This window comes from Flavobacterium sp. HJJ (genome assembly GCF_015351475.1).
Classification (GTDB): Bacteria; Bacteroidota; Bacteroidia; order Flavobacteriales; family Flavobacteriaceae; genus Flavobacterium; species Flavobacterium marginilacus.
In genome coordinates, this window is record NZ_JADKPR010000003.1 from 139,603 (window position 1) to 154,320 (window position 14,718).

The 14,718-nt window shown below is 34.8% G+C and carries 6 protein-coding genes; all 6 read left to right on the forward strand.

Annotated elements, in window-relative coordinates:
- The first annotated feature begins 972 nt into the window (after window positions 1-972).
- The 6 genes from IRZ80_RS03915 to IRZ80_RS03940 all read left to right on the forward strand — a co-directional run bounded on the left by IRZ80_RS03915 (window position 973) and on the right by IRZ80_RS03940 (window position 14,709).
- Window positions 973-4,236 (forward strand): SusC/RagA family TonB-linked outer membrane protein, encoded by a 3,264-nt coding sequence (locus IRZ80_RS03915; protein WP_228520796.1) that lies wholly within the window; start codon window positions 973-975, stop codon window positions 4,234-4,236.
- A 41-nt stretch (window positions 4,237-4,277) separates the two neighbouring features.
- Window positions 4,278-6,248, forward strand: coding sequence for a RagB/SusD family nutrient uptake outer membrane protein (locus IRZ80_RS03920; RefSeq protein WP_228520797.1), 1,971 nt, complete (start codon window positions 4,278-4,280; stop codon window positions 6,246-6,248).
- Between the two features lie 19 nt (window positions 6,249-6,267).
- The gene (locus tag IRZ80_RS03925) at window positions 6,268-7,467 is read left to right on the forward strand and encodes a DUF4959 domain-containing protein (RefSeq protein ID WP_194640256.1); all 1,200 of its coding nucleotides are present in this window, start codon (window positions 6,268-6,270) and stop codon (window positions 7,465-7,467) included.
- Window positions 7,468-7,582: 115 nt separating this feature from the next.
- The gene (locus tag IRZ80_RS03930; protein ID WP_194640257.1) at window positions 7,583-8,806 is read left to right on the forward strand and encodes a DUF4998 domain-containing protein; all 1,224 of its coding nucleotides are present in this window, start codon (window positions 7,583-7,585) and stop codon (window positions 8,804-8,806) included.
- A 407-nt stretch (window positions 8,807-9,213) separates the two neighbouring features.
- Window positions 9,214-10,899 carry a S41 family peptidase gene (locus IRZ80_RS21195; RefSeq protein WP_194640258.1) on the forward strand — a complete coding sequence of 562 codons (1,686 nt, stop codon included), beginning with the start codon at window positions 9,214-9,216 and terminating at the stop codon, window positions 10,897-10,899.
- 462 nt (window positions 10,900-11,361) lie between these two features.
- Window positions 11,362-14,709: a SusC/RagA family TonB-linked outer membrane protein gene (locus IRZ80_RS03940; protein ID WP_194640259.1), complete on the forward strand. Its 3,348-nt coding sequence runs from the start codon at window positions 11,362-11,364 to the stop codon at window positions 14,707-14,709.
- Window positions 14,710-14,718 lie beyond the last annotated feature (9 nt).

A 14,718-nucleotide genomic window follows, 5' to 3' on the forward strand; every position in this document is an offset into this window, starting at 1 on the left:
TCAAATAGAGTTTAAAACTATGCACTTTCAGTGCACCTCGCTTTAACTTCAAAAAAAGTTTTTGCCACAGATTCTCAGATTTTAAAATCATTTTTTATCTGTGAATCTGTGGCAAAATTTTATCAATTTTCGAAATCCAACCTTCCAGATTTCAGTCTGCCTATCCAAATCTATGGACTTTTAGTCCACAGCACGGCATTCGCTTTTAAAAGTTTCTGACACGAATTACACTAATCTGCACGAATTAAGATTGCTGTTTAATTACACAAAATATTCGAAACTGTAAAAGTTGTAAAAGTTGATTTCAATTTTGATAAGAATTAGTGTTAATTGGTAAAATTCGTGTTTATCTTTTTTTAAATGCGAATGCCGTGAGTCCATAGTTAAAGTACAGCCGCTTTTTTATTAACTTATATTTAATGTTTCGAATAAGTTTAAAAGACTAATATCTGTTTAACTCCTTTTTTAACTATTTTTTCAGTATTTATCTGCGTATAAAATTTTTGTTTGTGTAATTTTTTGGCATTATTTTTTTTGATAATGTAAATAATTGCGTCTTTTGGTTGATAATGTGCTGTTTGCCCCTCTTTTTATATTAAAAATACCCCCTTTCACCTATAGTGCTTACGTTAGATTTGTAATGTGAAATTTATGTTAATACTTCATATTTAAGCAGCGAAAACGTTTGAATTTTTTTTAAAACTATACTGTCTCTTTTAAATTGATTTATTAAGCAAGAGATAAATAGTTAGAAATTCTACGTCTTTTTTTGCAAGTGTGTTAAAAACACTTATTTCTGTTGTTTTCAAAAGCATTGAATATGAATGTGTTTGGTGTCTATTTCACAAACTAAACTTTTTATTAACTCCAATTTTAATTATGAGCATATGAAATAGAACACTAACTCTCAAAAAAACATCTACAAATACTATTGCAGTAGATGAGAACTATTAATTAACCAAAAAAAACCACATGAAAAACTTTATTAAATTAAAGAAAAGGACTCATAGTGTTTTAGAATTTGATATAAAAATGAAAATTACCATAATGTTAATTTTGGTTTCGCTGTCACAAATTCAAGCACATGAATCGAACGTTACGAGTGTAACGAAAGAAAGAATATATCAAAAACAAAAGACTGTTACAGGGCAGGTAATAGATGAGGCTGGATTACCGCTTCCTCTCGCAAGTGTTTTGGTAAAGGGAACTACAAATTCTGTATTGACAGATTTAGACGGAAAATTTACTTTGAATATCGATGAGAATGACAAAGTATTAGTGATTTCTTTTATGGGGTACGAAACCCAGGAAGTCTTGATTCAAAACAAATCAGTTTTTGAAATAAAATTAAAACCAACTTCAGAAGGATTAAAAGAAGTGGTTGTTGTTGGTTATGGAACTCAGAAAAAAACCAGTATGGTGAGTGCTATTACATCAATTCCCGTGGGGGAAATTAAAGGTCCTTCAAGCAATTTAACAACCATGATGGCGGGAAGAGTATCAGGGATGATTGCGTATCAGCGAAGCGGGGAGCCAGGCTCCGATAATTCTGATTTTTTTGTTCGTGGATTAGGTTCCTTTGGAGCAGGAAAAGTGAATCCTCTAATTTTAATTGATGGGATTGAATCAAGTTCTACAGATATGGCACGTTTGCAGCCGGATGATATAGAGTCTTTTTCGGTTTTGAAAGATGCTTCTGCAGCCTCTATTTATGGTGCACGAGGGGCTAATGGGGTAGTGCTGATTACTACAAAATCTGGTAAGGACGGAAAGCTTAAAGTGAAATTCAGAATGGAGGGCAAGGTCTCAACCAATACTCAGAATTTTAATTTTGCCGACAATATTACGTATATGAAATTGGCTAATGAAGCTGTCCTGACAAGAAATTCAATAGGTGTTCTGCCTTATTCGCAGACAAAAATTGATAGAACGGGACAGCCAGGTTCTAATCCATATATGTATCCAAATAATAATTGGATTGATCAGCTGATAAAAGATTACACTTTCAATCAAGGGTATAATATTAGTGCCAGCGGAGGCAGTGAGAAAGCTCAATATTATGTTGCAAGTACTTATAATATTGATAATGGAGTATTGCGCGTGGACAATCTGAATAATTTTAACAGCAATATTAAATTAAGAAATTATTCCTTTAGGTCTAATGTCAATATGAAGCTGACACCTACAACCGAAGCTATTGTTAGATTGTATGGACAGTTTGATGATTATACCGGACCGTTAGGAGGGAATGATGCTAATGGGAATTGGGTTTCTGGAGGAGGAAATATTTTTAATAAAGCAGTTTGGTCTAATCCGGTAGCTTTTCCTGCGGCCTATCCAAGAGAATTACTTCCTTATATTGAACACCCATTATTTGGAGGAGCTGTAACAGGGAATGGAAGTACTACTCTGTTAACGAATCCTTATGCCGAGATGGTCAAAGGATATGAAGAGTACAAGGCTTCGACAGTTCAGACTCAGGTGGAATTAAAACAAGATCTTAAAGATGTTATTCCTGGTTTAAAAGCGAGAGCAATGGGATATGTAAAAAGCTATTCTTACTACAGAGTGTCAAGACAATATAATCCTTTTTATTACAGCGCAACAATTAATCCGGATACTCAGGAAATTAGCTTGGGTTTACTGAATAGCGGTGGCGAGGGTTCTATTGGAATTCCGGGTACAGAATATTTAAACTATAGTGAGGGTGATAAAAAAGTGAACTCGAACCTGTATTTAGAGACAGCAATTAATTATAATGCAGTTTTTGACAAAAAACATGATGTTTCAGGAATGCTGATTGGTATTCTGCAGTCTAATCAGTCTGGTAATGCCGGAAATCTTCAGGCTTCACTGCCAAGCAGAAACTTGGGGCTTTCAGGCCGTTTTACCTATGCTTACGATAATAGATATTTAACCGAAATAAATTTTGGTTATAATGGTTCTGAAAGATTTGCTGAAAATAATAGGTTTGGATTCTTTCCTTCTTTCGCTGTGGGATATTTAATATCCAATGAAAAGTTTTTTGAACCCTTACGCGATGTGGTAAATTCTTTGAAATTAAGGGCTAGTTTTGGATGGGTTGGTAATGACCAGATTGGAAGTTCTACAGACCGATTTTTCTATTTATCCAATGTTAATCTGAATGATGTTAATTACGGATCAAGCTTTGGGGAATTAAATGGTTACTACCGTCCCGGAGCTTCTATCTCAAGATATGCTAATGAAAAAATTAGCTGGGAACGTTCCGAGCAAATCAATTTTGGTGTGGATTTAAGAGTGTTTAATTCGGTTAATATTGTTGTAGATGCTTTTAAGCAAACCAGAAGCAATATTCTGCAGGCGCGTTCTAATATTGGTTCTACTTTGGGACTTTCAGTAATCCCTTCAACGAATTTTGGTAAGGCAGAAAGCAAAGGTCTGGATATGTCTATTGCCTACAATAAAAAATTTGGAAATTATTGGTTTACAAATTTGAGGGGAAACTGTACATATTCAACCAGTAAAATATTGAAATATGATGAGAATTACTATCCGGAAGAGCTGGAATATTTATATAAAAAAGGAAATTCAATTACTCAAAATTATGGATATATAGCTGAAAGATTATTTGTTGATGATCAAGAAGCGGCTAACTCTCCAAAACAATTTGGAACTTATGGAGGCGGAGATATCAAATATAGAGATGTAAACGGTGATGGAGTAATTACCTCTTTGGATCAAGTGCCTATTGGATACCCTACTACTCCTGAAATTATTTACGGTTTTGGAGGTACGCTGGGGTATAGAGATTTTGATTTTAGTGTGTTTTTCCAAGGTTCTGCCCGTTCTTCTATTTTCATTAATCCTAAAAATATTTCTCCTTTTGTCACCAATGGCGGTGCACAAAACGGATTGTTAAAAGTTGTTGCCGAAGATCACTGGTCTGAGGACAATAGAAATTTATATGCCTTCTGGCCAAGGTTAAGTGATAATTTTATTGAAAACAATAATCAATCATCAACATGGTGGATGAGAAACGGTGCTTTTTTGCGCCTTAAAAGTATCGAATTGGGATATAATTTACCTGAAAAGCATGCCAAAAAGATGCATATCGCAGGTTTGAGACTGTATGCTAACACAACAAATCCTTTTGTGTTTAGCGAATTTAAATTATGGGATCCAGAAATGGGCGGAAATGGTTTAGGATATCCAATTCAGGCAACATATAATTTTGGAATATTACTTGATTTATAAGGTAGTATCGTAAAATTTAGCTTTAACAAAAAAGAATAATTATGAAATATAATAATAAAATAACAAGCAGATTAAGAAAGTCTATTTTGCCGATAACAGCTTGCTTTATGGCGTTATTGGTCATGGAGTCTTGCTCGAAAGATTTTCTGGATGTAGTTCCGGATAATGTTGCTACTATTGATAATGCGTTTAAATTGAAAAACGAAGCCGAGAAATATTTATTCACCTGTTATTCTTATCTTCCTAAAGACGGAAGCGTGTATCACAATATAGGATTTCTTGCGGGAGATGAAATATGGATTCCGTATAAAACTTCGATTACAAGTGATGCCTTTGAAATAGCAAGAGGAAATCAGCGAATTTCAAATCCATTTGTAAATGTATGGGATGGAAATTATACAGGCGGCGGTCCCAGCGACCGATATAAAATATTTATAGGAATACGTCATTGTAATATTTTCTTAGAAAATCTTAAGGATCTTACGAAAGTACCTGATATTACTAATGCCGAAAGACAGCGCTGGATAGGCGAGGTTGAGTTTTTAAAGGCTTATTTTCATTTTTATCTGCTAAGAATGTACGGGCCAATTCCGTTGGCTGATAAAAATATTCCTATTGATGCGCCCGAGGATGAGATAAATGTAAGAAGACAGCCCGTAGATACCTGCGTAAAGTTTATTGTAGACCTATTGGATACCGCTGTCGAAAAATTGCCAAACGATAATGAAATTATTCCGACTACCGAAGCAGGAAGAATTACAAAAACTATTGCTTTAAGTGTAAAAGCAAAAGTTTTACTGATGGCTGCAAGTCCTTTGTTTAACGGAAATTCTGATTTTGCAGGTTTGGTTAACAAAGACGGGACAAAATTGTTTAATCCTGCATATGATGCTAATAAGTGGAAATTAGCTTCTGATGCAGCATTGGCAGCGATTGAGTCTGCTGAAGCAAATGCAAAAAAATTATATGTTTTTCCTCAATCTCCATTTGTGCTTACTGCTGGAACGATGACGCAGATGAGTATTCGCCAGGCTGTATGTGAAAGATGGAATTCTGAAATTATTTGGGCCAATCCTAACAGTAAAACCGCTGAATTGCAGCAGTTGTGCATGGCTCCATTAGATGTGAATCACAATCATAATGATGCTAGAAAAATTCTATCACCACCGCTAAAAATAGCAAAAATGTTTTATTCTAAAAATGGAGTGCCTATTAATGAGGATAAAACACTTGATTTTACTGATGAAAAAGCAATGCGAACTGCTACAAATGCAGAACGGTTTAATATTAAAGAAGGGTTTCAGACGGCAAGAATCAATTTTGATAGAGAGCCTCGTTTTTATGCTGACTTATGTTTTGACGGCGGAGTTTGGTACAAGTACGATAGTCCTTCTAAAACTGATGATGGAACAGTTTGGGGGTTAAAAGGTAAGTTTGGAGATCCAGCTGGTGCAACCCATTCATATCATACAAATGAAACAGGATATTTTATAAAAAAATTGGTTGACTGGAATCAGGTTACTTACACAACGGGCGGCTCATCCTATAAAGACTATGCGTGGCCGGAAATACGTTTGGCCGAATTGTATTTAATGTATGCCGAAGCCTTAAACGAAGTCAATGGACCATCTGCGGCTGTTTACATGTATTTAGATCGTATTAGAACGAGAGCAGGATTAGCAGGAGTGGTTCAATCTTGGGCAGATTATTCTACAAATCCATCTAAACCAAGTACTCAATTGGGACTTCGTGATATTATTCACCAAGAGCGAGGAATTGAATTGGCTTTTGAAGGACAGCGTTTTTGGGATTTGCGCAGATGGAAAAAAGCAGCCGAGGATTTGAATGTGCCAATTACGGGTTGGAATGTTAAAGGTGTAGATGCTTTGTCCTACTATCAGGTAAGAACCGTATACCAGCAGACATTTGTAGCGCCTAGAGATTATTTTTGGCCAATACCTGAGAGTGCAATGATTCAAAATCCAAATTTAGTTCAAAATTTAGGATGGTAATTTTTTAAAAAAATTAGATATGAAATGGAAAATAATGTTTAAAAGTATTTTTATAATCGCGATAGCTTTGTTAGTTATTAGTTGTGATAAAAATAGTCTGGATCCGCTGGAGAATAATTTAACTCCTCCAGGTCAGGTTCAAAATGTGAAGGTAGAGAATTTACCAGGTAAGTCAAAAATCACTTATACATTGCCTACAGATCAGGATTTATTATATGTAAAAGCAGAGTACACTCTTGCCAATGGCAAAGAAATGGTCGTGAAATCATCTTATTACAAGAATTCTCTCGAGGTAGAAGGATTTGCGAATGATGCTGAATATGATATTAAACTATATGCTGTGAATAGAAGCGAAACAGTATCTAGTCCGGTTATTGTAAAAATCCATCCTTTAAAATCCTCTATTTGGGATGTTTTTAAAAGTCTTGATGTTAAGCCTGCCTTTGGAGGCATTCGTGTGAATGCATCTAATTTGGATCGTCAGGATATCTCTATTTTAGTTATGGAAAAAAACAATCTTGGAGATTGGGTTGTTAATCCAAAGAGTATTTACACCTCTACTGATTTAGTTTCTAGAACAATTAGAGGATTTACTGTAGCTGAACATAATTATGCAATTACTGTAAGAGACAGATGGCAGAATACTACTGATACTTTATTCACGACTATCACACCGCTTTTGGAGCTGGTTATTCCAAAATCTGGATACAAGCATTTTCCGCTGACGGGTGATACTAAAACACATGCTACAGCAGTTCCTGCGGGAATGTGGGATGGAGAATTACTAAACTGGCCAAAGGTTTTCTTGACAGACGGTTCTGTGGTGGGGCAGCATATTGTAACAATTGATACAGGTGTTTTGGCCAAAATGAGCCGAATAGTTATTTGGGATTATCCAGAATATTATTTGGGAAGATCTTACTATTACATAGGAAATCTAAAAGAGTTTGAAATCTATGGTTCCGCAAGTCCTAATCCTGACGGAAGCCTAGATGCGAGCTGGGTTAAATTGGGAACTTATAATGCAACTAAACCTTCAGGTCTTCCTTACGGTCAGCAATCTGATGAAGATTATCAAACAGCGTTTGCAGGTTTCAGCTGGGACTTTGATGTGGCAGCTCCAAAGGTTCGTTATTTGAGAATTAAATCACTTAAAAATTGGGCAGGAATTGGAACTATGGCAATTGCAGAAATCCAGGTGTATGGTAATCCTAATTAGTAATGTCTAACAATATAAAAAAGTATTATGAAATGAGCATGAATGCAAATTGGTCGCAGCACCAATGATGATATGCGAATTACATATGACCGATAAAAACAATAAATAGCAACATATGAATACAATAAAAAAATATTTTGTACATGCATTTGCTTTTCTGCTTGCGGCGGTAACAATCAGCTCTTGTACTTCCATGGACGATGGTTATAAAGATTTCATTAAGGATGGTGAAATATCATATACTGGAAAAATAGATTCTCTGCATGTGTACTCAGGAAAAAACAGAGTTCAGGTTAAAGGACTTTTTATTTCAGACCCAAAAATAACCGAATGCAGAATATACTGGGATAATAGAAAAGATTCTGTTGTGGTTCCAGTTACCAGAACACAAGGAATTGATGTGCTGGATGTCATTATTAATGGTTTAGTAGAAAATGTGCATAACTTTGAAGTGCGTACTTTTGATAAATTAGGAAATACATCAATTCCAGTTTATAAGATAGGAACGGTTTATGGAGATCGCTATATAACGTCTTTGTATAACAGGCCTATAGCAAGTAAGTATTTTTCTCCAAAATTAACTACGATAAATTTTGCTTCAATGGATTTGTCTTCAGGTGCCTATGCAGTTGAACTAACTTATACAAATACTAGTGATGCAGCTACTAAAGTACAGCTTCCTATAGCACAGTCAAGTTTAAATATAAATGACTTTAAAATGGGATCGTCATTTACATATAAAACATTGTTCAGGCCAAATGCTGCCAGTATAGATACTTTTGAATCGGTTACTACAACTGTTACAGGAAATGAGATCCAGTATTTGAATAATAATTATTATCCATTTACAAGACTGGCTTACGATAATGCAAGATGGGGAGTGCCTGCTGAATGGGTGGTTAGTGCCTCTGCAAAAAGCCATACCGTATCAGGTGTAACATATGGAGGATTGGATGCATTGTATTTTAGTTTAGAGAGTGGCTGGGGACAGCCTGCAATTACTAACGGTAAGGTTTATCAAACAATGACGCTGCCCGCAGGAACTTATATTTACAGTATAAGTATTAATGCTACAAGCTATGCCGCTGATGCAAATGATCAGGGCTATTTTTTAATAGCTAAAGGAAATACGCTGCCTGATGTTACTGCTGTTGAAGCATCTGCAAATACTTTGAAGTGGGAAAGAGTCAAAAACGTAACGCCGCTTATAAGAACGTTAAGTTTTACATTAGCGGCAGATACCCAGGTTTCAGTGGGAGTTGTTAGCAGTTCTTCTGCAATGACATCATCTACAGGCAGGCATTTAAAAATAAATTATTTTAAACTTGTTAAACAGTAAAAGTAATGCAGTACAATGACCCAGTTGCTGTACTGCTTTTTTTAGGATCTTTTTTTTTAAAGTATGGCAAAAAAAGCAATACTTTCACGGCATTCGCTTATAAAAGTTTCTGACACGAATTACACTAATCTGCACGAATTAAGATTGCTGTTTAATTACACAAAATATTCGAAACTGTAAAAAGTTGTAAAATTTGATTTCAATTTTGATAAGAATTAGAGTTAATTGGTGAAATTCGTGTTTATCTTTTTTTAAATGCGAATGCCGTGGTGAAATAAGAGTATTTAGACTTATATAAAAATACTTACAGTGAATCTTTAAAACCGCAAAGGATACAAAACTTTGTGGTTTTTTTAGGTTTAAAATTTATTGTCAGAAAATTATTAATAATTAAATAGTTGAAAAAAGTGAAGATAAAATTTATTGTTGTAATTACTATCTGCCTTTGTTTTAGCAGCCAGATTTTTTCTCAGGAAAAACAAACGGTTACAGATACTGAAAAGTACAAGCAATTTGGTTTGGTATGGGGATTAATGAAATACCATCATTCTGAAATAAGTAAAGGAAAATTCAATTGGGACGAAGTATTTGTTGAAAATGTTGAAAAACTTAACAGCGTTGACACTCAAAAAAATCTTGATATGTTTTTACAGGATTTTATTTCGTCAATTAAAGCCGGTAAAATAAAAAACGCTAATGATACCGATGATGTATTCAAAAAAAATCAGGATTATGAATGGATAGAAAAGTATTCGGGTAACGATAAATTATATACTTATTTAAAGCAATTAAAAGATAATATCGTTATTAGTGATTACTATGTTTCTAATAATTCACTTTCCAGAATTCCCACATTCGAAAATGAGAAAGGATTTAAATCATTTGATTATAAAATAAAAAGCCACAGGCTGTTAGAGCTGTTCAGCTTTTGGAATGCTGTCCAATATCATTATGTAAATAAATATCTGATGGATAAAAACTGGTTTAGCCAGTTAGATTCTTTTGTTGAAAATTTCTCAAATACCCGCACCCAGCTTGAGTATGAACTGGCAAAAACTAAATTAATTGCTCACCTGAATGATTCACATGCTGAATTTAAATCTCGCCTTATAAATGATTCCATATGTAAACGCATGCCTCCATTTAATGTAGTGCTCGTTAATGATACTTTAGTTATTAGTAAAATTTATAATAAAAAATTAGGAGAGAAAGATGATTTAAAATTAGGAGACCTGATTTTTGAAGTTAGGGATAAAAAAATTAAATCGATACTAAAGGAAGAGATTGCTCCAATATTGTCTTTCTCAAATGATTCTTTCCTGAAAAGATTTGCATCATGGATAGTCTGTAATAAAGAAGACAGTATTAAAGTTAAAGTAAGAAGAAAAGATTCTATTATAAGTAAGTATATCCATCTTTATAAGACTTTTGATATTAAGGATAATTCTTCGCTTCCATTTTTTCGTATAGAAAAAAAATGGCAGCTTATAGACGATAATGTAGGCTATATCAATTTAAAAACTATTTCTAAAGAAGAAATAAAAGCTGCTTTCGAAGAGTTTACCAATACTGATGGAATTATAATTGATTTAAGAAATATTCCTAAAAACATTTCTGAAAATGATATCACTAAGTACATTTATCCTGACAGGAAAAAATTTATCAAAGTTCTTTTTCCAATGGTGAACAGGCCTTCGCTGGCAAACTTTGATGAGCCATTGATCAGTTCTGTTATTGACCCTTTTAAAAGCGGCAGAAAAAACTCAAAATATTATAATAAAAAAATCATTTTATTGGTAAATGGTTTCACTCAAAGCTGGATGGAGTTTATGGGGATGGCTATTCAGGCTTCTCCTAATTGTATAACTGCAGGCGAAAACACTTCGGGTGCTGTTATGAATGTTGCTGTTTTCAAAATGCCTGACGGGACAGAAACCAATTTTACTAGTGTTGGAGCATTTTATCCAGACGGAACCGGTGCTCAAAGAAAAGGTCTTAAAATAGATTACTTGGTTAAAGAAAACACATCGAATTTTAATCAGGATCAATATATGATTAAAGGGATTGAATTGATTAAATCTGCAAAAAAATAACGACAATTAAATTTATTGCAAACATTTTATTTCTAGTATCAGAAAATGAGTTTTAATAAAATGTTATGATTATACTTATAATTTTTAAAAGTGGCTGGGCATTTATTAAGGCACAGCCATTTTTTTATTGCAAAAAAAGACAATATCTCAGTCATAGGTATTTTGTTTTTAGGTCGTAATTTTTAAGCATTGTGTATTTTTATTGTTGTTTTTTTATCATTGGTATAAAAATATATTCTTTTGTGTAGAATAATACTGATTTACCCCTTTTTTAATCTTGAAATTACCCCCCTTAAAATTAAGTGTATACGGTACATTTGTAAATGTAAATTATATGTTAATATTAGGTGTGTTAATCTTAAAGACGACTTAAAATTCCTTTAAGATAACTTAATTATATCTGATGAAGCTATAATCTGCAAACTAACAAATTATTAATTAACCAAAAAATGGAAACCAAAAATGACAAATTTTATTAGGATTAAAAAAGGTCCTGATTGCGTATCTGGATTTAATTTAAAAAAGAAACTTATCATGTTTTGTGCATTAGTTTCTTTGTCTCAAGTTCACGCCTACGCTATTAGTAACACGAGTGTAAAAGGGCTGCAAAGTATACAGCAGGAAAAAAGTATAAATGGGCAGGTTAATGATGAAAAAGGAATTCCGTTAGCTGGAGCGACTGTTAAGGTAAAAGGAACTAAAGTCGCTACAACAACAGATTTTGACGGAAAATTCACTTTAAAAGCAGATGAGAATTCTGTGTTAATAGTTTCCTTTACGGGTTTTACAACTAAGGAGGTAGCATTAAGAGGCAGCACTACAATTACAGTGAGATTATTAAGTGAAATAGCTTCATTAAATGAAGTTGTGGTGGTTGGTTATGGTAAAATGAAGAAAAAGGATTTAACAGGTTCAATTGTTCAGGTTAAAGCAGAAGCTCTGGCAAGCCAAAATCCACAGACGGTTCAGGATATATTAAGAGGTGTTCCGGGATTGAAAGTTGGTTATTCTGCCGATGCAAAAGGAGGAGGCTCTTTGCAGATCCGCGGGCAGACTTCTGTTTACAATGAAAATGGTTCGAATCATAATTCACCGCTTATTATTTTAGACGGGATGCAGTTTTATGGTGAGCTTTCAGAAATCAATCCTGATGATATTGGCCAGGTAGATATTTTAAAAGACGCATCGGCAACAGCTGTATACGGGTCTAAAGCTGCGGCGGGTGTTATTGTTATTTCAACAAAAAAAGGTAAGAATGGTAAGCCTGTCATTAATGTTACTACAAACACTACGATTGTTAACAAAAGTGCTTATCGTGATGTGTATTCTCCAGAGGGGTATATAAAATATCGTCAAGATTGGGAGACCGCTAAGACCTATGGTACAAATACAGCTACTGGAAATTATGAGGCATGGATAGGAGGTACGGCTGCGGGTAAACCGGGGTACTATACAAATCCTAACGAACTAGATCAGTATGGATTGACTCAAGCGCAATGGTTAGCTTATCAGCCGGTTGGGCAGACACAAGGAAAGAGTCTTAATGAAGTTTGGGGACTCCGTTTGGGTATTGTTGATGTTGCTGGTGCTCCTGATACACTTTTAAAGAATTTTGTAGCAGGAAAAACACACGACTGGTATGACAGTACTTTTAGAACAGGAATAAATCATGACAATAATTTAAGTGTTTCCGGAGCTGGTGATAAAGTAAATTATTATATGTCTTTGGGATATCTAACAGCTGAGGGTGCTATTCAGGGTAATGATTATGCAGCAGTTCGTTCAAATATGAAAGTGGATGCTAAAATTACTGACTGGCTTGAATTTGGGGCAAATGTTAATTTTCAAGACCGTACAGACGGAGATATAGCTGTGGGTACAGGTACTAATTACTGGGATGCCAATATGTTAAGAAACAGTCCATTCTCTAACTTTACAGAGGCAGACGGTTCTTATGCCAGACAGCCAATGGGAACAGCTATCGGAGGGTATAATTATTACTATGACCGACAATTTATGGAGCTTGAAAAAGGGTATACTATTCTAAATACCATTTTCAATACAAAGGTAACTCTGCCTGCAGGTATCACTTATTCATTTAATGTTGCGCCACGCTATGAATTCTTTTATAATCGTTATTTTCAATCATCAGGACACAAAGGCTGGAGCGCTGCAAATATAGGAGTGGATAGAGGTAATGGTAAAAAGTTTACTTGGAACCTGAATAATACATTAGCGTGGGATCATACATTTGCTGAGAAACACCATATCATAGCAACGTTTGTGCAGGAAGCTGAAGATCTTAAATCTTGGTCAGATATTACTTATGCCCGTAATATTCAGCCTTCAGATGCGCTGGGATTTCACAATACTCAAAATGCAACAATGATAAGCAGTTCATTTTCTACCACTGACATACATCAGACAGCCGATGCTTTAATGGGAAGACTTTTCTATTCGTATGACAATCGTTATATGCTGACAGGGACAATACGTCGTGATGGATATTCCGCATTTGGAGCATCTTATCCTTATGCAACTTTTCCTTCTGTAGCATTAGGATGGAACTTCAATAAAGAAAACTGGTTTAAATGGGAACCTATGAGTACAGGTAAATTGCGCTTGTCATGGGGGAAAAACGGAAACCGATCATTGGCAGATCCTTATTTAGCTTTAGCAAACTTAAATTCAGGTAGTGGAGCAACAATGGGATACATAGATGGTTCAGGAAATATTGTTGACATGAAATATTTAGGACTTGACAGAATGAAAAACCCAAATCTTCAATGGGAAAAAACAACAGCAACAAATATTGGTCTTGACCTTGGATTCTTAAATGACCGAATCACGAGTACAATAGATGTTTACCGAATGATTACCAATGATATGATTATGAGTCAGCGTTTACCTGGGTTTACTGGTTTTTCATCAATTGCAACCAATCTTGGAGAGGTTGAAAACAGAGGGATTGAAATAAGCCTTACTACTTTGAATATGAAAAAGCCAAACTTTGAATGGACTACTACCGCTGCATTTTCATATAATAAAAATACCATAAATGCACTTTACGGTAATATGGAAGATATTAAGGATGCCAATGGTAATGTTATTGGAAAAAAAGAGTTAGATGATAAAACTAACGGATGGTTTATTGGCAGACCAATCTCTCAAATCTGGGATTATAAAGTGATTGGAATCTGGCAAAAAGACGAAGCTGCAGAAGCTGCTAAATATAGTCAGCGTCCTGGTGATCCAAAAGTTGAAAACAGTTACACTGCCGATGATGTGAATGGGAAACCAGTTTATAACGAAAAAGACAAACAGTTTTTAGGTGAAACAGCACCACCAATCAACTGGTCGCTTCGTAATGAATTTAAGATTTATAAAAATTGGGACTTGGCAATTAATATGTATTCCTACATGGGGCACAAGTCACTTGACGGCCGTTATATGAATACTTACAACGATGGCAGTTTGTATACAAACAACTATAACCCGTTTGTAAATCCATATTGGACAATTGATAATCCAACAAATGACTGGGCACGCCTTGACGCCAGAGGACCTGCAGGAGCAGGAACGCAAAAATTATATGACCGCAGTTTTATTCGTTTAGACAATATTTCGCTGGCTTATTCGATTCCTAAAGATCTTTTAGACCGTCTGCATGTTCGAAACTTCAAAATTTTTGCTTCGGTTCAGAATGCAGCAACATGGTCAGCTTTCAGCGAATGGAAATACTATGGAGACCCGGAAACAGGAGGATTGGCAACACGAATGTTTAATTTAGGTTTTAACGTTTCACTTTAATAATTACAA

Coding starts and splice junctions, on each gene's coding strand:
- IRZ80_RS03940 (WP_194640259.1), top strand. CDS start 11,362: ATGACAAATTTTATTAGGATTAAAAAAGGTCCTGATTGCGTATCTGGA.
- IRZ80_RS03930 (WP_194640257.1), top strand. CDS start 7,583: ATGAATACAATAAAAAAATATTTTGTACATGCATTTGCTTTTCTGCTT.
- IRZ80_RS03915 (WP_228520796.1), top strand. CDS start 973: ATGAAAAACTTTATTAAATTAAAGAAAAGGACTCATAGTGTTTTAGAA.
- IRZ80_RS03920 (WP_228520797.1), top strand. CDS start 4,278: ATGAAATATAATAATAAAATAACAAGCAGATTAAGAAAGTCTATTTTG.
- IRZ80_RS03925 (WP_194640256.1), top strand. CDS start 6,268: ATGAAATGGAAAATAATGTTTAAAAGTATTTTTATAATCGCGATAGCT.